Source organism: Pseudovibrio ascidiaceicola (assembly GCF_900114245.1).
Lineage (GTDB): Bacteria > Pseudomonadota > Alphaproteobacteria > Rhizobiales > Stappiaceae > Pseudovibrio > Pseudovibrio ascidiaceicola.
This window is the reverse complement of record NZ_FOSK01000001.1, coordinates 623,460-648,719: the sequence shown is the minus strand read 5'-3', so window position 1 is coordinate 648,719 and position 25,260 is coordinate 623,460. Positions and strand designations below refer to the sequence as shown.

Sequence of the window (25,260 nt, the reverse complement as noted above, 5' to 3'; positions counted from 1 at the left end):
TCAAAGCTGATCTTCCTGAACTCGTGGCTCCAATGCTTTGCTCAAAACTGAATTGCCTTCCTTGGTTTCGAGAAGCTCCCAGAAGCAACCGGTGTAAAGGGCTGCGTATTCTGTATAAACAAACAGCTTAGTTATGTTCTTCAAAGCAGCTGCCTTTTCTGCTGCTCGTATCAGCGTTGAAGCAACGCCTTTCCCTCTGTGTTCTGGAGCAACCAGCAACGCATTGATCCAGATAGAGTTCGTCGTGCCTTGAGGTTCTGGGGCGATTGTAAACGCCAATCCACCGATCAACTTCTCCTCCTCGCTGATTGCCAGCAAAGGGGATGGCCCTTCAAGATCGCTCTGCCTGAGGTCCATCGGGTCCATCTCCCCCCATTCCTGAGCAAACCAATCACACAGCTGCGTCAGAAAATGAGGTGCATCATCGGAACTCAGGATTAAGGTCATTTATGTCTCCGGTGAGGATCATGATGCCTGGCAGACAACAAAAAGCACGGTGTGATTTTATATCCCCGCCGCACTCACACCCGCAGATCAATTGCGCGGTTGATTTGTTGTCCGGCGTTGGCGGCGCAGTAGGTGGGGAATGGGACGCGGGCAGCAGTGTTGATGTCGCGTTTGATCCACTCTCGCTCTTCCAATTGAACCAACGAGGCTGATAGCGCGCGATCGGTGATTGGCACCAGGTTCGTTCTTATTCCTGAGAAGCGCTGAGGAGCGGCGGTGAGCGCCAAAATGGGGACCGTCCAGCTTTTGCGTAGTAGGGCGAATTCCTTCTCATCCGGAACTGCGGTCACGATTTTGCTGGCGATTTCGGCGGCCTTGATGCCTGCCGGGGTCAAGCGGAACTCGGGGCGCAGCGGATGACCGTGACCTGGGTTCCTCTCCAGGAGTTTAAGCTGGGTAAGATGCTCAAGACTTGCCGCGAATGACGTGCGGCCAGCGCCCGATGCAGCCAACAACGGGGCCTGCCTGCCGGGAACACCGGAATGCAAGAGAGCCAGAATATTTAGAGACCAAGCCCGAGACGTGAGCTTGACAAGCGTCGTAATGTCCATAATGTATAGTTACTTTATTTTTTAGCAAAAGGAAAGTTTGATGTCTCTTGTTTCTTTGGAAAATACGATTACCCTCGCCATTTCTGTTCGTGACCGCCATGTGAGCGCTGAGTGGTACAGCTCCATGCTTGGCTTTGAGCTGATCCATCACATTGATGAAGCCGGCTGGAGTGAAATGAAGACCAAGACGGAAGGCGTTACTCTTGGTCTCGGTGAACAGGCCAAGCCTTCTCCTGGCAATACGGTTCCGGTTTTTGGTATTGGTGACATTGAGAGTGCGCGCGGCTCATTGGAAGCTGCAGGCGTGAAGTTTGATGGCGCGACCGAAACCATCGAAGGCATGGTGAGCACTGCGACCTTCTATGATCCAGACGGTAACGCGATGATGTTGGCACAGGACCTGACAGTGCCTGCGTGATATCTCCACCTGTTACGTACTCCCTCGATGGGCAGCAGGGGAACTCCCCTGCCCATTGAGGGGATGGTATGGTCTGACAAACGACAAATGCTGTTTTCGGCTTTCCTTTCAAGCCAGTGAGAAAGATCATTTGGGTCTGGAGCATCTTTGCAAGAGGTCTATACTCCGGCAGATGTTGCAGCCTGCTAAGATTCTCATTTTGACCTATGGCTCTCGCGGAGATGTTGAGCCCTTTATCGCTTTGGCCTGCGGGCTTACAGCTCGTGGTCACACCGTCACAATCAGCAGTGCTGAGAAATATGGCGACTGGGTCAAGAGTTTCGGTCTGACGTTTGAGCCGCTTTCAAACGACACGATTGATCTGATGACCACTCCTGACGGGATCGCAGCACTGGAGGGGGCCTCCGGGTTTTTAAAGAGGATCGCAGCAGGTGCACGGTTAGCGAAAAAATCCGGAGGGCTGAATGATGGGCTCAACCGTGATGCGTGGCGGGCCGCGCAAGCCGTTCAGCCCGATCTCATTGTCTTCCACCCTAAAGTGATGGCTGCACCTCATATTGCAGAGGCCCTTAACGTCCCTGCTGTGATGGGGTTGCTGCAGCCGATGATCGTCCCGACAAGCGAGTTCCCAGTCGCAGGGATGCCCAGCCTGCCGATACCGGGCTACAACAAGCTGGGGTATTCACTGGTCAAACTCTCTTATTCGGCTTTCCGGAAATCGGTCAATGTGCTGCGAACCGAGATACTGAAACTTCCAGGAATTCGACGTCGCAATGAGGTTTTGTTTCCCCGTGGCGCCCTGCCAATCAAGACGCTTCACGCAATCAGCTCATGGGTTATTCCCCGGCCAAAAGACTGGCCGGATGAAGCGATCATGAGCGGTTACTGGAACTTGAAGTCTGACGAGACCTATGAACCGCCAGCAAGCCTGCAAAGCTTCCTCGAGAGTGGCCCGTCACCCGTTTACATTGGATTTGGCAGTATGACGGTTGAGGACCCTAAAGCGTTGCAAGAGGTTCTTGTTGAGGCCCTGCGAAAGGCAAATGTTCGCGGTGTCCTCTCAACCGGCTGGGCTGGGTTTGATGCCCTTGAGAGTGACGATATCCTGAGTATTTCTGATGTTCCACATGAGTGGCTGTTTCCGAAAATGGCGGCTGTCGTGCATCATGGCGGCATGGGAACTACTGCCCAAGGGTTTCGAGCAGGTGTGCCTTGCGTTCTATGCCCCTTCTTCGGCGATCAGCCCTATTGGGCTCAAAAGAGTGTTGCTCTGGGCGTTGGCGCTCCGTCTGTGCCTCGCAAAGCCCTAACCGCTGACAAGTTGGCGAGTTCAATACACCTTGCTGTCAATGATGCTGTGCTGAAGAAGAACGCACATGACCTTGCCTTGCACCTGCAAAGCGAAGATGGGGTGAGAATTGCGGTTGCTGAGATTGAGACCAGCCTTGCCAAGGTGGTCGAGCGATGATGGGTAGCTGATCCTTCCTGTCTGCGTATTGGTTGGGCAGAGGTCCACTATTCGGTGCCGTGGGTGCTGGCGTTGGTGAGTGGGGCTCTGGGTCCCGGCTCGGGGGCCGGGATGACACCGGGGGAGGAGCTATTGTGAGAGGGGACGTATTTCGCAGCGGGTCAGCAGCGGTTGCTCAAGCGCCATAGGCGGCGGTGCTTCGGTCGTGAGAGTGAGGGAGTTGAGGTGGCCCGCGGGATTGGGCGGGCCAGTCCTGTATTGAGTTTAGAGCACGTCACGTTCACTTACAGTCACGCATCGCGCTCTAACATCTTTGTTGGAGCGAATTCTTGTCGCTTGATTGAAGCCAATCAAACGGAACACGCTTTAGTTTGTGCTGTTGGCGATGGCGCGTTCGGCATCATCGAGGCCTTGAGGCGTTCCAACGTGCAGCCAAAGGCCATCGCCTTCGACACCGAAGAGGCGTCCATTCTCAATTGCTTTGTCGAACAGCAGATTGAGGGAAAATGGGCCTTCCGGCGTATCCTTGAACAGCCGTGGATGGATCATCGCGGTGCCGGAATAAATGAACGGTGCCACAGAACGCTCATCGCGGCGTTCCAGCTTGCCTTCATCATCCATCAGGAAGTCGCCTTTACCGTCATAACCAACCGCATTCACGGCTGGTGCGAGCAGCATTAGCATATCCATCTGATCGTCATCCCAGGTTTCTACGAGGAGATCCAGGTTCGGCTTCACCCCTTCCAGCCAGAAGCTGTCGGAGTTTTTCAGGATGAACGGATCAGTGCCTAACATTGGCAGCGCTTTTTTGATGCCGCCACCGGTATCCAAAAGCTCTTCGCGTTCATCCGAGATCTTTACATTCAAGCCTTCAAACCTGCGAGCATGAGTCTCTACGAGGTCTGCAAGGTAGTGCACGTTGACAACGCATGTTTCGAGGCCAGCCTCCTTCAAACGTGATGCTGCGCGCGCGAACATCGACTTACCGTCCACCTCGATGAGAGGTTTTGGGGTGGTCGCCGTCAGGGGCCGCATACGTTTACCCAGCCCTGCGGACAAAACCATTGCCGATTTAGGGTGGAAGGAAATTTCTTTAGGCATCTCGTTGTCTCTGTTGTTTTGTTCTCTTGTTTCAGTCGTCACTTTGGCTCGTCTCATTTGACGAGAGTATGACAGTGAACATGGGTTTGAGTTTAACTTCCCCTAATTGTGCAAAGCACTGCCGCACGTAATTGCGGATGCGAGGAAGCATCTCCATGTATTTAGGTTTCCCGAGCTGCTTATCAAGACGTACAAACGCCCCGAGGATTTTAGCGTTGCGCTGCAACGCCAACACAGCAACAGCATTCCGAAACGCCATTTCATCAAAAATGGGTTTATGTTTTCTTGCCAAGTCGCAATATCGCTGCAGCAAATGCTCCTGCAGGTCGGCTGGCATATCCACGCGTGCATCGTACACGAGCGAAGCAACATCATAGGCCGCTGGCCCAACCATCGCATCTTGGTAGTCAATAAGACCTAACTTATTGAGGCCTGATGCTTCTGGCAACCACATGATATTCGGGCTGTGGTAATCCCGTAAAAGCAGAGTTGGTTCACTCTGGAGGACAGGCTCTAAGAGCTCTTGCCACGCTTCAACGTAGTCGCGGCCTTGCTGTTCGGTTGCTGGTGCTCCACTGGCGTAAGGCAGATACCATTGGAGGTAGAGGTCTGCTTCCGTGATCAGCACTTCGAAATCGCAAGGCTTCAGCTGATGCGATTTGCCATCCGCCTGCAGCTCTGTTTGCCAGTTGCAGCTGTGGAGCCGGGCAATGTCATCAATGGCCAGCTCGTAGCGCTCTTTGACTGCCTCACCGTTTTCGGTGATGATTTGGTCGCCGAAATCCTCCAGCAGTGCCAGTCCGTTTTCCGGATCGGCAGCCAGACGTTTTGGTACGCGGAACCCATGCTCAGCCAAGGCATTGCCGACGGCGAAGAAGGCAGTGACGTCCTTGGCTCGATGTACGGTTTCGCCATAGGTTTTGCCAGTGGGCAGAAGCGGCTCTGGCCCAGTTGGCGGACTATCCATAAAGACGACTGTCTCACCGTTTTTGTGAAGACGAAAATAGGTGCGCATGGAGGCATCGCCCTGCACATGCTCGCGCTCTGCATCAATCCAGCCTGATTTCTTTAGCAGTGCGCGGCGGGCCGCGAGACGATCAAGGCGATTTTGCCAGCTTTCGGAGTTGGCTGTGAGAATGATTTCGCGCGTATCCGGCTCGGTGCCTTCTGTCAGCTTCAGGTCCAGCGCATCCAGCCAGTAGGAGGGATCTCCCATCTCAGGCCATTCAATCAGTGCGACGCCGGTTTCCAGATATTCGTCAAGCCCGAGCTCCTCCAGCTCTTCCGGCTCTTCGATGCGGTAGAGGTCGAGATGGGCAACAGACATTCTCGGCAGGTCGTAGGTTTGAACGAGCGTAAAGGTGGGGCTTGGGACTTCCAGATGAGGATCAGCTGCCAGATGGCGAAGCAGCGCTCTGCTCAAGGTGGATTTGCCCGTGCCCAGATCTCCGGAAAGAGCAAGTACGTCTCCTTCTTTCAGCAGCTCAGCCAAATCCGCAGCAAAGAGCTCAGTTGCTCTCTGATTGTCGAGAAGTACCTTCATACAATTCGCCTCAAGAGCAGCTGCACTTATTCACGATCGCGCAGAATGCTCTAGTCTTTACTTTCCAAGCGTATCCTCGAAGAAAGTCTGAACTTACTTACCCAGAATACGCACCAATCTATTAGAGCGCTTCGCGTTCATTTACAGACACACGATGCGCTCAGAATTCCTCAAGAGTAAGCACTTGCCAAAACCAGCAAGGGAACTCAAGCCCCAGAGGCATTTATCTGACCGAAAACTGAAGGATGAGTTATTCCGCCGCTTCCAGCGAATGGACATGCGGCTCCAGTGGGAAGGTGCAATCCACTGTGGTGCCCTGCCCTTCGGCAGAGGAAATATCTACTGTCCCGCCGTGTAGCTCGACAAAGCTTTTCACAATCGACAGGCCAAGGCCAACGCCCTGACGGTTTCCACCTGCGCCACGACCTACAAAGCGCGAGAAGACCTGATCCAGCATCTCCTGAGGGATGCCTGCACCATGGTCCTTGATGCGGAAGCGGATTTCGCTTTCATCACGCTGGCAGCTGATGTCTACCAAGCCACCCTTGTCGGAGTAGCTGATTGCGTTGGAGAGCAGGTTGAAGAGAACCTGACGCAGGCGTCGTTCATCTGCTTTGAGATGCCCGATGCCCTCAGGCATGTGGGTGCGGAGCGTGATGTCTGATTCAACCAGACGATCTTTCAGGCCTTCGACAGCCTCAGATACCGTCTGCGCAACATCGACCTCGGAGATTTCGAGTTCCATGATACCGGCATCGACGGTTGCCAGATCAAGGATGTCGTTGATGATGTGCAGCAGAGCAGACGAGGAGGACAGGATGTAGTCGGTGTACTCTTCCTGCTTCGGAGACAGATCGCCGAACTTGGCATCGCCGAGTAGCTGCGCGAAGCCGATGATGGTGGTCAGCGGAGAACGCAGCTCGTAGGACACGTGCTGAATGAAGGCGTTCTTGAGCTGATCAGCTTCCTGCAGCGCATCATTGGTTGCATGGAGGGCACGCTCCACGTTGACCGTATCGGTAACGTTCACGAAGGTGAGCAGCGTTCCGCCATCTGGCAGCGGTACGGTGACATAGTCGATGACGGACCCATCGATGCGCTCCATACGACCAGAGACGCTGGTGCGGTTGTCAGACAAGCCTGTTACGCCACGGGCAAGCTCTTGCCAACGGTCGGACTCGCCCATCAGCTCCTTGCAGGTGTCCAGCAGGTCATTGACGTGCGGGTCTGCTTCGAGGAACTCCTGAGACAGGCCCCAGACCTCGGCAAAGGCCGGGTTAGACAGGCGCATGCGTCCGTTGGAGCCGAACACGGCGACAGCTTCTGTCAGGTGGTCGAGCGTTTCCCGCTGTACCCGGGTGAGTGCGTTGAAGCGGCTTTCCAGATCTAGCTGCTCAGTCACGTTCTCATAGAAGTACGTCACACCACCTTGCGGATGCGGGCTGGCGATCACGCGGAGGGTCCGTCCATCTGGTAAATGCCACCAATACGCCTGTGCATCCAAGGCATGGTAGCATTCCAGATGTTTGTTTCTCCAACCACGATAGTCAGCCTGCTCTGGCAGTTTACGAGCTGCGCGCAGGGCGTCGAGCAGCTCGCCTTCTTCCGGCTTGGTCTCCAGGAAGCTCTGATCGATATCCCATAGGGACCGATAGGCTGCATTGTAGAACTGGAGACGATGATCAGCACCAAACACGGCCACAGGTGTTTGAAGCTGATCGAGCGTGCGCGTATGGGACTCAAGTGTGCGGCGAAGCTGTCCCTGTACACGTTCAAGCTCGGAAATATCCTGAGCAAGGCCGGCATTGCCATGCTCAGAATTCACGTCAGTCAACTCAAAGACGCGCCGTTCGCCTGCTGCCACAACAGGCATTGGCGAATGATAGACCCCGTCGGTCTGGCGCATCATGTTGAGTTTGTTGCGGCCTTTGGCTTCCAGCAGCTCAACCTGCTCCTCAACCACAGTACGGGTGCTTTCGGCCTCGACAGCATCCACATAAGCTGAGTTGACCCAGACGAGCTGGCCATGGTTGTCGCGCTGCCATGCAGGCCCCGGCAGTGCGTCCAACAGGCTATGAAGCGAGGAGATCTGCTCACGCAGTTCCTTGTTTTGCTCAGCAAGGCGGGCGCTGAGCTGACGGTCTCCGGTCAGGTCACGCAGGCGCAGGACTGCCAGTCCACCTGCTGTATGGCCGGATGCTTCCAGATAGACCCCATCGGTGGTCGTTAAGGTTAACCGGAAGACTTCACCGTGGCCGCGCAAATGCTCCAGAAAAGCGCGCAGGGCCTCGGCTGATTTGACATCCAACCATGTCTCGAACTCGACCAACTGCGAAAGACCGCCTGCGAGTTCCAGATTTTCCGGCAGATGTCCGGCAACACCGGGATGTTTGGCCTCACCATCCCAGACTAAAAGGAGACTGTCTTCTGTTTCCAGCAAGCTTTCGAGGCGGTCAATGCGCGCCATCGCATCGGCTCGGTCCTGACGCAGTTGCAGGATGGACAATGAGTCATTCCTGCGGATGCGGACAAGCACGACGGAGGCTGCGACTGCGTACAAGGCTATGCCGGCCGTTGCCGCGACCCAGACAACCTTGAAGGCGTCAACAGAACTACCTGAAAGAGCTGGCAGAATATCCATAGCCTGAGAGAAACCAGCAGCACCCAGGAGAGCAAACACAGCAACGCCCATCAGGTTCAGAACGAGCCTAAACCTTCTACGCCACAGCACGTTAACACGCGCGTGTTTATGCCAGGATGCTGGCATGTTGTGCCCCTTTCTTCGCCGCCTCAGATTCGTGTCACACGCCGCATTGGTGTCACGAATCGCGAATAAGTCGCTCAACTGCCTAACTTAACGACTGATTCGACAATCAACATAACCTGATTGATTTTTGGGAAGAAGAGGATCTTTACAAAAAGTAAACAAATCCTGTGGGCGAAATAATCATCCACCACAATCTGTAGTAAGCCCAACAAGCGCACCCCCAATATATTGAAAGTGTGCTTATTGGGCCTAGTAGAATTCATGGAGCTGTTAACGCTAAGTCCCTTAGCGTTAACAGCAATTACGAAGGACGCGTATCAGTACTTGTAGTGCTCAGCCTTGAACGGACCAGATTTGTCGAGACCGAGGTAGTTGGCCTGATCGTCAGTGAGCTCAGACAGGGTTGCACCAAGCTTCTTAAGATGCAGGCGCGCAACCTTCTCATCCAAATGCTTCGGCAGCACGTAGACTTCGTTTTTGTAGTCGTCGCCTTTGGTGTGCAGCTCCATTTGCGCCAGAACCTGGTTGGTGAAGCTGGCGGACATCACAAAGGATGGATGACCCGTTGCGTTGCCAAGGTTTACCAGACGACCTTCGGAGAGAAGGATCAGGCGCTTGCCATCCGGATATTCGATCAGATCAACCTGAGGCTTCACATTGCGCCATTTGTAGTTACGCAGTGCAGCAACCTGGATCTCGTTGTCGAAGTGACCGATGTTACAGACAATCGCCATGTCTTTCATGTCGCGCATGTGGTCAGCTGTGATGACGTCTTTGTTGCCGGTGGTGGTGACGAAGATATCGCCTTCACCGATGGCCTGCTCCATCGTCTTCACTTCGTAACCGTCCATAGCAGCCTGGAGCGCACAGATCGGATCGATCTCAGTCACGATCACACGGGCGCCAGCGCCTTCCAGAGACTGCGCAGAGCCTTTGCCAACATCGCCGTAACCAGCAACAACAGCCACCTTGCCAGCCATCATTACGTCGGTACCGCGGCGGATGCCGTCTACAAGAGACTCACGGCAGCCATAGCGGTTGTCGAATTTGGACTTGGTGACAGAGTCATTCACGTTGATTGCAGGGAATGGCAGGTCGCCTTTCTTCTGCATTTCATAAAGGCGCATAACACCCGTGGTTGTCTCTTCGGAGACGCCCTGGATGTTGCCCTTAACTTTGGAGTAGAAACCCGGGTCTTTTTCGAGGCGACGCTTGATCGCCGCGAAGAGAGCGGTTTCTTCTTCGTTGGACGGATTGTCGAGAACGGATGGGTCTTTCTCCGCTTTCGCGCCAAGAAGAATCATCAGTGTTGCGTCGCCACCATCATCCAGAATGAGGTTTGCGGTTTGGCCGTCGCCCCAATCGAAGATTTTATCCGCATATGTCCAGTATTCATCAAGGGTTTCGCCTTTTTCAGCGAACACCGGAATACCAGCTGCTGCGATTGCAGCTGCAGCCTGATCCTGCGTGGAGAAGATGTTACAAGATGCCCAGCGAACTTCTGCACCCAACTCTATGAGGGTCTCAATCAGAACCGCTGTCTGGATGGTCATGTGCAGGGAACCAGCGATGCGCGCGCCTTTGAGAGGCTTGCTTGCACCATATTCCTCACGACAAGCCATCAGGCCTGGCATTTCGGTTTCGGCAATTTCAATTTCAGTACGACCCCACTCTGCAAGTGAGATGTCTTTGACGTAGTAATCGTTAGACGCAGTCATTAAATCTTCCTGAAAGCCCGGGCCCATAGTCCCCTCCCGCGTGATTGATGAGTGCTCGCAAAATGAGCGCTCACTGCATGCTGTTATACATCACAGAGAAGTTAGAAAGCAATAAAGATATAAAGGTTTCTTTATATCAATCTAAAATACAAGCAAATGCAGGCATGCGGAATGCTTTATGCATTTCGGGGAAGATAAGGTTCTAGAATTTCTAGGATATTTTCAGGGAAGACTGTCAAAGATGTGGTTTCGAGTTCTTTCCGCGTCCACCAGTGATGCTCTCTCATTACCTGAGTTTCCAACTCTGTGTGGTTGGAATAGTCGATTTTCGAGTCGGAAACGGTGACAAGGAAAAAATGGTCTTCGGCATCCACCATTTCACCGGAAGGTGTCTGAAAAACCGCTCTTCCAACGTGGATCACTTCCCCAACGGGTTCGTTGATTCCGGTTTCTTCCAGAAGTTCTCGGCGGGCGGCTTCTTTAAAGCTCTCACCCGGCTCAAGACCACCGCCAACGGTGGCCCAAATGTCCCGGCCTTTGAGAGGGCCTTTGTCGAACTTGAAATTAAAGAGGAGAACTCGGTCTTGAGGATCAACCACCAACAGGCGGGAAGCAGGGCGCTTTTTCATCAGATCCTCTAGGTGCTGGACTTATTTAGTCTCTCTCACCGAAACCATCTTCCACCAGATGCGCAATCGCGGAAATGGCTTCTTCTTTCTGATTGCCGGTCACGACAACGTGGATTGAGCAGCCAGGGCTGGCTGCGAGCATCATTAGTCCCATAATGGAAGTTCCACCAACAGTTTGGCCGTCTTTGGAAACTTTTACATGGGCATCAAAAGTCTCAACCAGCTTGACCAGCTTAGCTGAGGCGCGCGCGTGCAAACCACGGGTGTTCACGATGGTCAGGTCGCGAGCTAACACTGTGCATTCATCCATATTTTCTTAGCCTTGCCCGGACAGGACCTGCGAAGCTACTGAGATATACTTCTGTCCTGCACTGCGGGCTTCTTCTACCGCTTCGGCGAGCGATTTTTCATTTCGAACGCTTGCCAGTTTTATGAGCATCGGCAGGTTTACACCAGCTACGACCTCAACGCTACCACCATCCATCACAGAAATAGCGAGATTCGAAGGCGTACCGCCAAACATATCGGTAAGAAGGACAACGCCAGAGCCATCGTTGACAGCTTCAACGGAACGCAGGATGTCCTGACGACGTTGTTCCATATCGTCATCTGGGCCGATGCTGATGGTTGCTACCCGGTCCTGTGGACCTACAACATGCTCAAGAGCCGATTTGAACTCTTCTGCCAACCGACCATGGGTGACAAGAACTAGACCAATCATATATTTCCCGCGAACTAACAGAGTGTCTACTCTTAGGTTATTCCAATCCTACTTTGTTGAAGGACACGCTGCAGTGCAAGAAAAATCAGCATGCTCATACACAGAGGGCTAATAGTTGTGCACTGGATTAGTAAAAATAAGTGCATTCGCGAGCCGAAGAGCGGCTAAATGATCTTCTTTAGGTACTTGTTGTCGAATTAATTTGACTGAGCAAAGTTCACAAGTCTGCGCTTGCTCCTCCGGCAATCTATCGATTTCCTCTCGGGCTTCCAGATCAAGAACCATATGGATTACTGCAGTATCGAGATAAGGAACATCGACAACGCCATAGCCTCTCAGCTCGGCCTTTCCCTTAATAGGATTTGGGCAAGACCCTATTAAGCGTCGATTTTTCTCAGCAATGTAGACACGATCATCTGCAACGAGAGCTGCAAAACTGCCTTTAAGGTGCGCGCGCTGTATCAATTCCAGCGCCAACGCTGATTTGCCGGTTCCAGAGGGCCCACGGATCAGAATGCCTTTCGTGCCAACCACCAGACAGGTCGCGTGTATCGCCTGACCTTCTGCTGCCTGTACACTTTGCTTCTGATCCAGAGTCGTCATGAAGTTGTTTTGGCCCTCAGTTTGATCACGAACCGGGCACCAAGCACTTTCGGCTCCTGCCCCTCTTCTTCAGAGGTTCGGTTCATGACCGAGATTTCACCCCGGTGCGCTTCGATAATCTGGCGGCAGATCGAGAGACCCAAGCCGGAATTGTTTCCAAAGCCCTCATATTCTGGCCTATCCGTATAGAAGCGCTCAAAGACGCGTTCGCGGAGTTCTTCTTTAATACCTGGGCCAGAATCTTCAACCCAGATGATAATCTGATTGTTCTTGCGCTTCGCCGTAACTGTAACAGGAGTTCCTTCTGGTGCAAACGAGCGTGCATTGTCGATCAGGTTATTGATGACCTGACCGAGACGCTGGTCATTGCCGTGCATCTGGAAATTCTTGTCAGTCTTGGATGGCTCAAACTTCAAATCGACATGGGCGATATCATCACAAGCGCGCTCATTGGCAATGGATACGACGGCCTGCAACAGCGTTGCCATATCGACATCGTGGGATTCTGCGCGAGACATTTCCGCATCAATACGCGATGCTTCAGAGATGTCTGTAATCAAGCGATCAAGGCGCTTTACATCATGTTGGATGACTTCCAGCAAGCGTTCGCGTGATCGCTCGTTCTTTGCCAATGGCAGTGTTTCAACGGCACTTCTAAGAGATGTCAGCGGGTTTTTCAGCTCATGTGCCACGTCTGCAGCGAAGCTCTCAATCGCATCCATACGGCCATAAAGAGCCTTGGTCATATTCCTCAGCGCACGCGCCAGATGGCCAATCTCATCGTAACGATCTTCAAACTCGGGAATTTCTTCCCGGGTGTTGATCGCCGACTGCACTTTTTGCGCAGCTTCTGACAAGCGGCGGACTGGTCCAGCGATGGTGCCAGCGAGCAATACGGACAAGATCATCACCACAACCGCGGCAACGAGGAAGATCTTCAGGATCGCATTGCGCTCTGCGGCAACGATATCGTCAATATCTCCGCCTTGTGTGGACAGGAGCAGTGAACCAAGGACACCACGGAAGCGCTGAATTGGCACAGCCACGGCGACAACCATCTCGCCTTTTGCACCAACACGCACAACAGATGCAGGAGAACCAGCCAAAGCGGCTTCAACTTCAGGGTATTCGCGACCTTCGGTCCGCCCGACTTCCTTATATGGCGGGTACTCGCCACGACGGATCCAAAGCTTCAACTCCTCCCACATCTTTTGGAAGAAGGGATCTTTGCTTTCGTCCGGCGGAGGCAGGTCAAAGCGGAATATCTGATTTTGGGCATGGAGCTGGCGTGAATCCAGCATCAACATACCTTCGGGATCGTAGATTCGGGCCCGTGTTTTGGTGGGTGATATCAGTCGCCGGAGTATCGGCCCGACAATCTCAGGGTTGATTGGGAAGTCCAGACTTCCCAGCGTTGAGCGAGCACTGGTTGACTCTCCGGCTTCCAGACGCAGCAACATCTCTGGATCGACCATAAGAGAATCGCCATCGCTCGTGGTGGATGCCGCAATGGCGCCTGCAATGATCTCGCCCTGAACCAGCAATGACTGAACGCGTGCATCGATCAGACCGGCTTGAAACTGGTTCAAGTACAGAATGGAGATCACCATCGCCAGAAGACCGACGAGGTTGAGCACCAGAATGCGGCGGGTCAAAGAAGAAAAGGCATAGATACCGGCGAGCGAAATCCAGCGCGTAAAGACGCGTTGGCGCACTTGCCTGCGCCCCAACCAACGGAACGCACCTGTATGTTGCGGGTCAAGAGTGTCAGAAGCGTCGTCTGCTTCGATGTCTTCCCGCTTTTGTTCTTCTTTATTTTCCGACATTCGCTCTTATCGAATTCTCAGGAACAGGTGTTCTCAGGCTTTTCCAACCTTCAGACAGCCCAACATGGGCTGCTTTAAGATTAGTTTTCGCGGAAGCGATAACCTACACCGTAGAGTGTTTCGATCATATCAAAGTCATCATCAACCACTTTGAACTTCTTGCGAAGGCGCTTGATATGGCTATCGATGGTACGATCGTCAACATAGACCTGATCATCGTAGGCAGCATCCATCAGAGCATTACGGCTTTTCACAACGCCCGGACGCTGAGCCAGAGCAAAGAGAATGAGAAACTCAGTCACTGTCAGTGTGACGGGCTTTGCAAGCCATGTGCAGGTATGGCGCTCTTTATCCATGACAAGATTGCCACGTTCCAGCAGCTTGGAAGTCTCAGTCGCAGCACTTGCAGCATCTCGTGGTGCAGCACGGCGCAGAACAGCCTTCACACGCTCAACCAACAGGCGCTGGGAGAATGGCTTACGGATAAAGTCGTCGGCACCCATTTTCAGGCCGAACAACTCATCAATCTCATCGTCCTTAGACGTAAGGAAGATCACAGGCAGGTCGGACATCTGGCGAAAACGGCGCAGCAGCTCCATTCCATCCATACGCGGCATCTTGATATCAAAGATGGCAAGGTCAGGCGGGTCGGCCTGGAGCCCTTCCAGTGCGACTGTTCCGTCTGTATAGGTCTGGACCCGATATCCTTCGGCTTCCAAAGCTATTGAGACAGATGTCAAAATGTTACGGTCGTCATCGACCAGAGCAATCGTTGGCATATCAGAGACCTTATTCCTCTCTTGCACGTTTCGCTACTTAGTTGGGATTTGAGATTAACTTGCGCGATCCCTAACCTCGAAATAAGGCAAAACCCTGTTTTAGCAAGATACTCGGAAAAATTCCTTATTTAGCGCTACTTTTGACAAGGTTTCGCCTGCCAAGTGCCATGTGTTCTTCATGAAGTGTATCGTTAAACGCTTAAAAGTGAAAACCAAGTTTGTGTCGAGTTTATTTTTATAAGCAAAATAAATCTATGCCAGCAAAAGGTCGTATTTCAATCGGTTTAATAGAAAAACGCAGGATTTCTGGTCTTGCTTTTCTAAGTACGACTGCGCCATCCAAGGGGCGTTATCGCTAAATTCACTGGCACAGTGCCATTGAATGACGCAAGGTAAATAGTGAGCCGATTAAGGACTACTGAACATGAAAGAGTTCGGACTACGGAATTCCGCGTTTGGGTGCGACACCTTCGGACTGAAGGGCCTCAACAGTGTGTATTGGAACCTGACCGAAGCTGAACTTTATGAGCATGCTATCAGGAATGGTGAAGCACAGATCGCCGCTGGCGGTGCTCTTTGTGCCGAAACAGGTGCTCACACAGGACGCTCTCCAAAAGACAAGTTTGTTGTTCGTGATACCAAGACCGAAGATACGATCTGGTGGGACAACAGCGGGGCGATGAGCCCGAAGAACTTCAATGTTCTTTTGCAAGACATGCTGGATCATGCTGAAGGCATGGACCTGTATGTACAGGACCTTTATGGAGGCGCTGACCCTGCGCATCAGCTGAACGTTCGCGTTTATAATGAGCTGGCATGGCATAACCACTTTATCCGCAACATGCTTCTTCGCCCGTCCCGCGAAGACCTGAAAAGCTTTGAATCAGAGATGACCATCATCGATCTGCCAAGCTTCAAGGCTGATCCAGAGCGTCATGGTTGCCGGAGCGAGACGGTTATTGCTTGTGATCTGACCAACAAGATCGTTCTGATCGCCGGTACCGCCTACGCCGGTGAAATGAAGAAGTCCGTCTTCTCCATGCTGAACTATATGTTGCCAGAAGACGGTGTAATGCCAATGCATTGCTCCGCGAACGTTGGCGATAACGACGATGCTGCTGTTTTCTTCGGCCTGTCCGGCACCGGCAAGACCACGCTTTCTGCTGATCCAGCCCGTACGCTGATCGGTGATGATGAGCATGGTTGGGGTCCAGAGGGCATCTTCAACTTTGAAGGCGGCTGCTACGCGAAGACCATTCGCCTTTCTGCAGAAGCCGAGCCAGAGATTTTTGCGACCACACAGCGCTTCGGCACCATTCTTGAGAATGTTGTGCTGGATGAGGCTCGTGTTCCAGACTTTGACGATGGTTCCAAGACGGAAAACACCCGCTGCTCCTACCCTATTCACTTCATTCCAAATGCAAGTGAAAGTGGCCGCGCGCCGAACCCGAAAAACATCATCATGCTGACGGCTGATGCGTTTGGTGTTCTGCCTCCAATCGCAAAGCTCAGTGATGCGCAGGCGATGTACCACTTCCTTTCCGGTTACACCGCGAAGGTTGCTGGCACAGAGCGTGGGGTAACCGAACCACAGGCGACGTTCTCCACCTGCTTTGGTGCTCCGTTCATGCCGCGTCATCCATCAGAATACGGCGCTTTGCTGAAGGATCTTATCCGTGAGCACAGTGTTGATTGCTGGCTCGTAAATACCGGCTGGACCGGTGGTGCTTATGGTGTTGGTCACCGTATGCCAATCAAAGAAACCCGTGCCCTGCTTCGCGCTGCATTGGACGGTTCTTTGAACACCGCTGAGTTCCGCAGGGATGAGAACTTTGGCTTTATGGTTCCGGTTGCGGTGCCAGGTGTTGATACCAGCATTCTTGATCCACGGAGCACCTGGAGCAATCCGGCTGAGTATGACGTGCAGGCGAGTAAGCTTGTTGACATGTTCGCTGCGAACTTCCAGATCTTTCAGGATCACGTTGATGATCTGGTCCTCAATGCAGGCCCGATCACCAAGATTGCTGCTGAATAGTAATCATCAGTCCCCCGAAGAGAGCGCTGGAGCGAAAGCCCCGGCGTTTTTTTGTTTTACTGAACACTGTTCTGTTGTTGCATCCTCTTGAAGAAGCAGGCTAGGCTCCTCATTCTATTAGGGCATCGTCCTACGCGAGATCTCTGAGGTTCTTCGCATAGGAGGACGCTTAGGGACCCTGTTTATTTGCGAGCCTGCCATGTCTGTTTCCACTCTGCCTCAAGAGCTTTCCAAAAACCTCGATGTCCTTGGTGTTGCTGAGCGCTGGCAAGCCGAGGGACGCAAACTGGTACTGGCAACGGTGATCGAGACGTGGGGCTCAGCCCCGCGCCCTGTCGGCAGCCATCTCATTATTGACGAGAATGGAGAGTTTGAGGGATCAGTCTCTGGCGGCTGTGTGGAAGGCGCTGTGGTCGCTGAAGCCATGGACGTGCTGGAAGATAGCAAAGGGCGAAAGATTGAGTTTGGTGTCGCCGATGAAACTGCGTGGCGTGTTGGCCTTTCCTGCGGCGGCAAGATTGGTGTGTATCTGGAGCCTCTGACATCAGAGGCGGATCACGGGCATGTTCGCCTGCTGAACACGTCCAGAGCTGCACGCCAACCTGCAGCGCTGCTTACCAACCTGGCAACCGGTCTGTCCTCTGTGATGCTTTATGCAGACGATGCTGAGGATAGCGCCATTGCCATTGCTTTTGAAAACGGTGTTCGCAGTGGCAAGTCTGGACGAGTGCAGGCGAAGGATGGTGAAGAGTATTTCCTGAGCATGCAGGTTCCGGCCACGCGTATTGTGGTGGTGGGAGCTGTACACATCACGCAGGCACTGGTTCCGATTGCTCAGACAGCAGGGTTTGACATTACGATTGTCGATCCACGCACTGCGTTTGCCTCCGAAGAACGGTTTCCTGAGGTCCCGTTGCTTGCTGAATGGCCCCAGGATGTGCTGGCGCAGCTGAAGCTTGATCCGTTCACTGCCGTTGCTGCTGTGACCCACGACCCGAAAATTGACGATGTGCCATTGATGGAAGCGCTGAAAGCAGGTTGTTTTTATGTTGGCGCGTTAGGAAGCCGAAAGACCCACGCAAAGCGCAGTGAGCGCTTTTTGGCCGCTGGCGTGAGTGAAGAGGACTTTGCCCGTATCAAAGCGCCGATTGGTCTTGATATTGGCGCTGCCAACCCAGCTGAGATTGCAGTGGCCGTGCTTGCGGAGATTATTGTGACCCTGCGCGGGACCAAGGCTGACCAGAAGAAGGCGGATTGACGTGAAATTTGGAAGCAGATCAGCTGCAGAGAGTGCAGGATGTTATCTTGCCCACTCCATCAAACATAATGGCCTTTCCTTCTCTAAAGGACATCAGCTCAGTGATGCGGATGTGAACCAGCTGATTGCGGCGGGGTTTGCAGAGGTTGTTGTTGCGCAAGTTGAGGCAACTGATCTGCACGAAGATGACGCTGCTGCTTTGTTGGCCAACCGTGCTTGCGGCGCAGCTGTTTCTGCTTCTCCCCCCTTTACAGGACGATCCAACCTTTATGCCTCGCAAAGCGGAATTCTGCAGGTAGATGCTGATAAAGTGACAGAAGCCAATCTGATTGATCCGGCCATCACGTTTGCTTGCTTGCCACCGTTCACGGAAGTTCGCGATGGGCGCATGCTGGCAACTGCGAAGATTATTCCGCTGGCCGTTGATCAAAAGCTGGCACAGAGCGCTGCTGACAAGATTTCCGAGGCTATCTCGGTGGCTACCTATACGCCTAAATCTGTTGCAGTCATTTCCACGACGCTTCCGCACTTGAAAGAGACCGTCATTGCGAAGAGCCTTCGTGTTTTGCAGGAGCGACTGGACATTGCAGCAAGTAGGATTGCTGCAGATGTACGCGTACCCCATGACGAAGACGCTCTCACGAATGCGCTCGGTAAAGCGCAAGTGCAGGACGCTGACCTGATTGTTGTGTTTGGCGCTTCTGCCGTGGTGGATCAAGGGGATGTTATTCCTGCGGCCCTTCAAGCCGCTGGCGGCAAGCTCATCCATTTTGGGATGCCGGTTGATCCGGGCAACCTGCTCGTACTTGGGGAGCTGAATGGCATTCCAGTTATTGGTGCGCCAGGATGTGCGCGTAGTCCGCAAGAGAACGGGTTTGATTGGATCCTGCAGCGCTTGCTGGCCAATATCCGCGTTACCAGCAGAGACATCATGTCGATGGGGGTTGGCGGACTTTTGAAAGAAATCCATAGCCGGCCTCAACCTCGGGACCATCCTCTTAATGAGGAAGCCGATAGAGCCACCTGCAGCGGCATTCTGCTCGCGGCAGGTAACTCCTCTCGCATGGGTGACCATAACAAGCTGCTCGCTCTTATTGATGGGAAGCCTGTCGTCCGGCATGTGGCTGAACATGCGCTTGCGAGTGACTTGAATGAGCTCATTGTCGTCACAGGCGCGATGGCCTCTAAGGTAGAAGAGGCGCTTTCCGGGTTACCGATCCGCTTCAGGCATAATGCAGAGTACGATGAAGGCATTTCATCCTCCGTCAAAAAGGGAATCGAGAGCGTCAACGATCAATCAAACGCTGCACTCATTCTGCTTGGTGACATGCCTTTCGTGTCCACGGATGACATCAACAAGCTCATAAAGAATCACGACGGCATGCAGGATCAGCTGATCGGCGTCTCTACAACGCATGGCAAACGAGGCAACCCAGTACTTTGGGATCGTGCATTCTTTGATGATCTCCTTAGTCTGCGCGGTGATATTGGCGGCAAACCAATCATTCAGCAGAACCCTTCAGTGGTTTACACTGTTGAGCTTGGAGAAGCGGCGCGGCGTGATTTGGATGATCCCGAAGCACTTCGCAGTGCTGGTGGTGTGCTTGGACGCCACTCGGAAAAACCATAATTTGCCACAATTGATAAATCAATTTGGTGCAGCAATCACAATAATTCAGTAGAATTCGCGTGGTGGTTAATATTGGTGCATACACATACACTTTGCTATCTATTTGTTTTACTTGAACTATTGAAAATCAGAAAAATTTTTTATCCAGATTTTCTTGTGTAAGCATTTTTACACAGCTAAAAATATCTGGCAATTTGGAAAGGGGAGAGATAATCTTTTTCCCGTCCGGTAAATTTGTTTGCTTTTAATGCAGCAAAAGAAAATTCCGGTGATCCCATAATCAAAAATGGTTCCAACGATCCAACGGCGAGCATGGTATTCACGCTCCTCCCGCGTGCATGCAAATGTTGATCGACTGGCTCCAAAAAACAAGGGTAGGTAAATGAAAGCACCAGTTATGCCTAAGGCGGGCCAGTGTAAGTGGACTGAAGGTGACAGCGGGAGCTATACATTCCCTTGCAAGAACCGCGCTGAAAATGGCTCTTATTGCGACTACCATCGCACGATTGTTTACGAGACACCTGAGCAGCGCAAAGCGCGTGCTGAGGAAATGCGCGCTGCAAACGCAGCAGCAAACAAAAAGAGACTTGCAGCCTAATCGACTGGGCTGCTCGTTCATCCTGCGCTCTTTTCTCCCCCTAGCGGTTTAAAGAGCCTGCTTTCTGCATAGGCAGATACAAAAAAGCCTCGGCACTGCCGAGGCTTTTGTTTTTTCTTGGCATCGAAATGCAATCAGGAAGCTTTGACAGCTGCCTGCAGCTCTTGCAGCTGGGAAAGTACCAGCCGTGCAGCCTGACGTGCATCTTCGTCCTTTGCATCAGCTACATCTTCACTCGCATCTTGAATCTGCTGTGCGATGTAACCTGCATCAAGATCGGCCATCGGGATCGCCTGTTCCGCCAGAACAGTCATGCCAGACGCGGAAACGTCAGCAAAACCACCCCGCACGAAGTACTCGTGCTTGGAACCATCTTCGCTGAGCGCTTTAACAACACCCGGACGCATGGTTGACAAGAACGGCGAGTGACCAGCGCCAACACCAAATTCACCTTCAGAACCTGGCACGATTACGTCAGTAACCTTTGCCGAGAGCAGAAGGCGCTCTGGTGAAACCAGCTCAAACTGAAATGCTTCAGCCATTTAGCTCATCCTCTATCCGTTTCTAAGAGTGACGCCAGAAGCGTCACCCAAAGAAGTCACCGGTTCAAAAGAACCGAGATTAAGCAGCGTCCTCAGCCAGCTTAGCCGCTTTCTCGATTGCCTCTTCCATAGAGCCAACCATGTAGAATGCAGCTTCTGGCAGGTGGTCGTATTCACCAGCAACAAGGCCTTTAAAGCCTTTGATGGTGTCTTCGAGCGCAACCAGCTTACCTGGGGAACCAGTGAAGACCTCAGCAACAAAGAACGGCTGGGACATGAAGCGCTCGATCTTACGTGCGCGAGCAACAACCAGCTTATCTTCTTCAGAAAGTTCATCCATGCCAAGGATGGCGATGATGTCCTGAAGGGCTTTGTAGCGCTGAAGTGTTTCCTGGACCTGGGTCGCAACTTCGTAGTGCTCGTCACCGATGATGCGCGGGTCAAGCATACGAGAGGAGGAATCCAGTGGATCCACTGCAGGATAGATGCCTTTTTCAGCGATTGCACGGTTAAGAACCGTAGTCGCGTCCAAGTGAGCAAATGTGGAAGCAGGTGCAGGGTCAGTCAAATCATCCGCAGGAACGTAAACGGCCTGAACGGAAGTGATTGAACCTTTAGATGTGGTCGTAATACGCTCCTGCATGCCGCCCATATCGGTAGCAAGTGTAGGCTGGTAGCCCACAGCAGAAGGAATACGGCCGAGAAGTGCGGACACTTCAGCACCAGCCTGCGTAAAGCGGAAGATGTTGTCCACGAAGAACAGAACGTCCTGGCCTTTATCACGGAAGTCTTCCGCGATTGTCAGACCTGTCAGAGCAACACGTGCACGTGCTCCTGGAGGTTCGTTCATCTGACCGTAAACAAGAGCAGCTTTAGAACCTTCGCCGCCTTTTTCCTTGTTAACGCCGGATTCGATCATTTCCCAGTAAAGGTCGTTACCTTCACGAGTACGCTCACCAACACCAGCGAATACGGAGTAACCGCCGTGTGCTTTAGCAACGTTGTTGATCAATTCCATGATGAGAACGGTTTTACCAACGCCCGCACCACCGAACAGGCCGATCTTACCACCCTTTGCGTAAGGAGCGATAAGGTCAACAACCTTAATGCCGGTTGGAAGGATCTCAGCTTCTGTAGACTGCTCTACAAATGCAGGAGCTTCCTGGTGGATACCGCGTTTGGCATCATGTTCAATTGGACCAGCTTCATCAACAGGCTCACCAATCACGTTCATGATGCGGCCCAGAGTGCCGTCACCAACAGGAACTGCGATAGGTTCGCCAGTGTCGCGTACTTCCTGACCACGAACGAGACCTTCGGACGCGTCCATGCAGATTGTACGTACTGTATTTTCGCCCAGATGCTGAGCAACTTCGAGAACCAGACGGTTACCGCCGTTGTCAGTTTCCAGAGCGTTCAGAATTGCAGGGAGTTCACCTGGAAAGTGAACGTCGACAACAGCGCCGATTACCTGCGTGATCTGTCCGACTTTCGTGTCAGCCATCACTTAAATCCTCGTCTCAACTCGGTCAGAGCGCTTCCGCGCCCGCAATAATTTCAATCAGTTCCGTCGTGATCTGTGCCTGACGCTGACGGTTGTACGTCGTTGTCAGTTTGTCGATCATCTCGCCGGCATTACGCGTTGCACTGTCCATAGCGGCCATGCGCGCGCCCTGCTCGGAGGCACCGTTTTCAAGGATTGCGCTGTAAATCTGAATAGCGACGTTACGTGGCAGAAGAGTCTCAAGGATCTCCTGTTCACCTGGTTCGTATTCATAAAGCGCGTCCTCAGAGGAACCGTCCTGAGCTTCATCTTTCGCTTCAAACTGAGCTGGGATGAGCTGCTTGGCGGTCGGAACCTGACTGATTACCGATTGGAACTGCGCGTAGAACAGTGTGCAAACATCGTATTTCTCATCCTGGAACATTTCCATGACGAGATCGCCGATGTGCTTTGTGTCGCTGAATTCAACAGATTTCAGGCCGCGTAGTTCGATATTCTCTACAATGTACTGACCGTAGCCACGCTTCAGGGCGTCATGCCCCTTCTTACCAACGGTGACGATCTTGACCGTCTTACCTTCGGAAAGAAGTTTGTCTGCGTGTTCACGTGCCAGACGTGCTATCGACGAGTTGAAACCACCACAGAGGCCACGCTCTGCTGTGCAGACGAGGAGCAGATGTGTCTGATCCCGTCCTGTACCCGTCATCAGCTTCGGCGCATCATCCCGACCTTCGAACCCAGCTGCAAGATTGCCAAGTACTGTCCCCATGCGTTCAGCATAGGGACGACCTGCTTCTGCAGCATCCTGGGCACGACGCAGTTTCGCCGCGGCCACCATTTTCATGGCCTTGGTGATTTTCTGCGTCGCTTTGACCGAAGCGATGCGGTTTTTTAGGTCCTTGAGGCTCGCCATGGGCGCTCTCGTTCCTTATCCCGTTGCTTCGAATTAACCGAGGGTCTTGACGTAAGCTTCCACTGCAGCTTTCAGCTTGTCAGTCAAATCGGCGTCGAGTGCCTTCTTCTCCCAGATAGCGGAGAGAAGGTCTGCATGTTCTGCACGCAAGAAGCGCAGCAGGCCAGCTTCAAATTCGCGAACCTCACCAACTGGACGGTCGTCCAGGTAGCCGTTCACACCAGCGAAGATCACTGCAACCTGTTCTTCCGTTTTAAGCGGAGAGAACTGAGGCTGTTTCAGCAGTTCGGTCAGGCGTGCACCACGGTTCAGAAGCTTCTGAGTGGTTGCATCCAGATCAGAACCAAACTGCGCGAACGCAGCCATTTCACGGTACTGAGCCAGCTCACCCTTAACCGGGCCAGCAACCTGCTTCATCGCTTTAATCTGAGCGGAAGAGCCCACACGAGAAACTGACAGACCAACGTTAACCGCTGGACGAATGCCCTGGAAGAACAGATCAGTTTCAAGGAAGATCTGACCGTCGGTGATGGAGATCACGTTGGTCGGAATAAACGCAGAAACGTCACCACCCTGAGTTTCGATCACTGGCAGCGCGGTCAGAGAACCGAGGCCGTGGTCTTCGTTCAGCTTCGCAGAACGCTCGAGCAGACGGGAGTGCAGGTAGAACACGTCACCTGGGTACGCTTCACGTCCTGGTGGACGACGGAGCAACAGGGACATCTGGCGATACGCAACAGCCTGCTTGGAAAGGTCATCATAACCGATCACAGCGTGCATGGAGTTGTCGCGGAAATACTCACCCATTGTGGTACCAGCGAACGGCGCCAGATACTGCAATGGAGCAGGATCGGATGCGGTTGCAGCGATAACAATGGAGTATTCCAGAGCACCAGCGTCTTCCAGAGCTTTCACGAACTGAGCAACAGTTGAACGCTTCTGGCCAACCGCAACATAGATGCAGTACAGCTTTTCGTGTTCGTCGTCAGATGCGTGCAAAGGCTTCTGGTTGAGGAAGGTGTCGAGGATGATAGCGGTTTTACCGGTCTGACGGTCACCAATCACCAATTCGCGCTGACCACGTCCGATTGGAATCAAAGCATCAATCGCTTTAAGACCTGTAGACATTGGCTCGTGAACGGACTTACGAGGCAGAATGCCTGGTGCCTTCACGTCAACACGACGACGTTCAGTAGATTCGATCGGACCTTTGCCGTCGATTGGGTTACCGAGTGGATCGACAACGCGACCCAACAGACCCTTACCTACTGGAACTTCCACAATAGCGCCGGTACGTTTTACCGTGTCGCCTTCTTTAATGTCACGGTCGTTACCGAAGATAACAACACCGACATTGTCAGTTTCAAGGTTCAATGCCATTCCCCGGATACCACCTGGGAATTCAACCATTTCACCTGCCTGGACGTTGTCCAGGCCGTAAACGCGGGCAATGCCGTCGCCTACGGAAAGTACTTGACCAACTTCAGTCACTTCAGCTTCTTGGCCGAAGTTCTTGATCTGGTCCTTGAGGATAGCGGAAATTTCCGCAGCCCGAATATCCATCAACCGACCTCTTTCATCGCGAACTTAAGAGAGTTGAGCTTGGTTCGCAGTGACGTATCAATCATCCGGCTGCCGATCTTCACGATCAGACCACCAAGAATGGATGAGTCTACCTTCACTACAATCTTCACATTCTTGCCCGTAGAAGCGTTGAGTGCTTCTTGGAGAGCAGCGACATGTTCAGCGTTTAGATCCGTTGCAGAGGTTACTAGAGCAGTAACTTCTCCACGCTTTGCAGCAAGCTGCTCACGGAAACCCTGAATCATGCCTGGAACGGCAAAGAGGCGCCTGTTTTGGGCAACCAACTTCACAAAATTTGCGGTCAGGCCGGAGATACCGGCCTTTTCCAAAATAGCAGAGATCGCCTTTAATTGAGCGTCTGCACTAAAAACGGGGCTCTTGATAAGACGATCAAGATCAGCACTCTCGTTCAAGAGTGCCTCAAACTGGTCGAGACCCTTTTCCACTTCTGCCGTCGCACCCTGCTCCTCAGCAAGGTCCAACAGCGCAGAAGCATAACGCAAGGCCACGCCTGAAATGAGAGATACGTTGTCAGTCACTGGATCCGTGCTCTCCCGCGCATTCA

General features: G+C 52.8%; 23 protein-coding genes. 6 read left to right on the top strand and 17 right to left on the bottom strand.

The genetic code is table 11. The annotated features are described in order from the left end of the window. Together BM231_RS03130 and BM231_RS03125 are read right to left on the bottom strand one after the other, a co-directional pair. Positions 1-447: a GNAT family N-acetyltransferase gene (locus tag BM231_RS03130; protein ID WP_093516637.1), complete on the bottom strand. Its 447-nt coding sequence runs from the start codon at positions 445-447 to the stop codon at positions 1-3. A 74-nt stretch (positions 448-521) separates the two neighbouring features. Beyond that, positions 522-962: a winged helix-turn-helix transcriptional regulator gene (locus tag BM231_RS03125; protein WP_208860016.1), complete on the bottom strand. Its 441-nt coding sequence runs from the start codon at positions 960-962 to the stop codon at positions 522-524. A gap of 136 nt (positions 963-1,098) precedes the next feature. Between BM231_RS03125 and BM231_RS03120 the strand changes: the two genes are divergently transcribed. Together BM231_RS03120 and BM231_RS03115 are read left to right on the top strand one after the other, a co-directional pair. After that, positions 1,099-1,476: a VOC family protein gene (locus BM231_RS03120; protein WP_093516633.1), complete on the top strand. Its 378-nt coding sequence runs from the start codon at positions 1,099-1,101 to the stop codon at positions 1,474-1,476. Positions 1,477-1,648: 172 nt separating this feature from the next. Then, positions 1,649-2,944 (top strand): glycosyltransferase, encoded by a 1,296-nt coding sequence (locus tag BM231_RS03115; protein ID WP_093516631.1) that lies wholly within the window; start codon positions 1,649-1,651, stop codon positions 2,942-2,944. Between the two features lie 366 nt (positions 2,945-3,310). Here BM231_RS03115 and BM231_RS03110 read toward each other — a convergent pair whose 3' ends face one another. The 10 genes from BM231_RS03110 to BM231_RS03060 all read right to left on the bottom strand — a co-directional run bounded on the left by BM231_RS03110 (position 3,311) and on the right by BM231_RS03060 (position 14,631). Further along, the gene (locus tag BM231_RS03110) at positions 3,311-4,045 is read right to left on the bottom strand and encodes a nucleotidyltransferase family protein (RefSeq protein ID WP_093517068.1); all 735 of its coding nucleotides are present in this window, start codon (positions 4,043-4,045) and stop codon (positions 3,311-3,313) included. A gap of 31 nt (positions 4,046-4,076) precedes the next feature. Continuing rightward, complete coding sequence (gene tsaE / locus BM231_RS03105) at positions 4,077-5,588, bottom strand: tRNA (adenosine(37)-N6)-threonylcarbamoyltransferase complex ATPase subunit type 1 TsaE (RefSeq protein ID WP_093516629.1); 1,512 nt, start codon at positions 5,586-5,588, stop codon at positions 4,077-4,079. A gap of 250 nt (positions 5,589-5,838) precedes the next feature. Continuing rightward, complete coding sequence (locus BM231_RS03100; protein WP_208860015.1) at positions 5,839-8,355, bottom strand: PAS domain-containing sensor histidine kinase; 2,517 nt, start codon at positions 8,353-8,355, stop codon at positions 5,839-5,841. 317 nt (positions 8,356-8,672) lie between these two features. Further along, positions 8,673-10,073, bottom strand: coding sequence for an adenosylhomocysteinase (gene ahcY / locus BM231_RS03090; protein ID WP_167550257.1), 1,401 nt, complete (start codon positions 10,071-10,073; stop codon positions 8,673-8,675). A gap of 176 nt (positions 10,074-10,249) precedes the next feature. After that, positions 10,250-10,702: an NUDIX hydrolase gene (locus tag BM231_RS03085; protein ID WP_093516623.1), complete on the bottom strand. Its 453-nt coding sequence runs from the start codon at positions 10,700-10,702 to the stop codon at positions 10,250-10,252. Between the two features lie 25 nt (positions 10,703-10,727). After that, complete coding sequence (locus BM231_RS03080) at positions 10,728-11,012, bottom strand: HPr family phosphocarrier protein (protein WP_093516621.1); 285 nt, start codon at positions 11,010-11,012, stop codon at positions 10,728-10,730. Between the two features lie 6 nt (positions 11,013-11,018). Beyond that, positions 11,019-11,423, bottom strand: a complete 405-nt coding sequence (locus BM231_RS03075) for a PTS sugar transporter subunit IIA (protein ID WP_057462958.1) — start codon at positions 11,421-11,423, stop codon at positions 11,019-11,021. A gap of 108 nt (positions 11,424-11,531) precedes the next feature. Then, entirely contained in the window at positions 11,532-12,026 is a 495-nt protein-coding gene (locus BM231_RS03070) for an HPr kinase/phosphorylase (RefSeq protein ID WP_093516619.1), read from the bottom strand. Further along, complete coding sequence (locus BM231_RS03065) at positions 12,023-13,852, bottom strand: sensor histidine kinase (RefSeq protein WP_093516617.1); 1,830 nt, start codon at positions 13,850-13,852, stop codon at positions 12,023-12,025. Before BM231_RS03065 ends, BM231_RS03070 begins: the two co-directional genes overlap by 4 nt. An 80-nt stretch (positions 13,853-13,932) precedes the next feature. Continuing rightward, the gene (locus BM231_RS03060; protein ID WP_037036395.1) at positions 13,933-14,631 is read right to left on the bottom strand and encodes a response regulator transcription factor; all 699 of its coding nucleotides are present in this window, start codon (positions 14,629-14,631) and stop codon (positions 13,933-13,935) included. Between the two features lie 424 nt (positions 14,632-15,055). Here BM231_RS03060 and BM231_RS03055 point away from each other — a divergent pair, with 424 nt between their 5' ends. From BM231_RS03055 to BM231_RS03040, 4 genes are all read left to right on the top strand, one after another. After that, entirely contained in the window at positions 15,056-16,666 is a 1,611-nt protein-coding gene (locus BM231_RS03055; RefSeq protein WP_093516615.1) for a phosphoenolpyruvate carboxykinase, read from the top strand. A gap of 199 nt (positions 16,667-16,865) precedes the next feature. Next, positions 16,866-17,924 carry an XdhC family protein gene (locus tag BM231_RS03050; protein ID WP_093516613.1) on the top strand — a complete coding sequence of 353 codons (1,059 nt, stop codon included), beginning with the start codon at positions 16,866-16,868 and terminating at the stop codon, positions 17,922-17,924. Between the two features lies 1 nt (position 17,925). Next, positions 17,926-19,554, top strand: coding sequence for an NTP transferase domain-containing protein (locus BM231_RS03045; RefSeq protein ID WP_093516611.1), 1,629 nt, complete (start codon positions 17,926-17,928; stop codon positions 19,552-19,554). 382 nt (positions 19,555-19,936) lie between these two features. Next, positions 19,937-20,152: a hypothetical protein gene (locus tag BM231_RS03040; RefSeq protein WP_093516609.1), complete on the top strand. Its 216-nt coding sequence runs from the start codon at positions 19,937-19,939 to the stop codon at positions 20,150-20,152. A gap of 134 nt (positions 20,153-20,286) precedes the next feature. Here the strand turns inward: BM231_RS03040 and BM231_RS03035 are convergent, their stop codons facing one another. The 5 genes from BM231_RS03035 to BM231_RS03015 all read right to left on the bottom strand — a co-directional run bounded on the left by BM231_RS03035 (position 20,287) and on the right by BM231_RS03015 (position 25,234). Further along, positions 20,287-20,694, bottom strand: a complete 408-nt coding sequence (locus BM231_RS03035; protein WP_093516607.1) for a F0F1 ATP synthase subunit epsilon — start codon at positions 20,692-20,694, stop codon at positions 20,287-20,289. A 79-nt stretch (positions 20,695-20,773) separates the two neighbouring features. Further along, positions 20,774-22,198, bottom strand: coding sequence for a F0F1 ATP synthase subunit beta (atpD, locus tag BM231_RS03030; protein ID WP_057462966.1), 1,425 nt, complete (start codon positions 22,196-22,198; stop codon positions 20,774-20,776). Positions 22,199-22,223: 25 nt separating this feature from the next. Then, positions 22,224-23,111, bottom strand: a complete 888-nt coding sequence (locus tag BM231_RS03025; RefSeq protein ID WP_057462967.1) for a F0F1 ATP synthase subunit gamma — start codon at positions 23,109-23,111, stop codon at positions 22,224-22,226. 33 nt (positions 23,112-23,144) lie between these two features. Then, entirely contained in the window at positions 23,145-24,674 is a 1,530-nt protein-coding gene (gene atpA, locus BM231_RS03020) for a F0F1 ATP synthase subunit alpha (protein WP_093516605.1), read from the bottom strand. Then, complete coding sequence (locus tag BM231_RS03015; protein ID WP_093516603.1) at positions 24,674-25,234, bottom strand: F0F1 ATP synthase subunit delta; 561 nt, start codon at positions 25,232-25,234, stop codon at positions 24,674-24,676. Before BM231_RS03015 ends, atpA begins: the two co-directional genes overlap by 1 nt. Between the last annotated feature and the right edge of the window lie 26 nt (positions 25,235-25,260).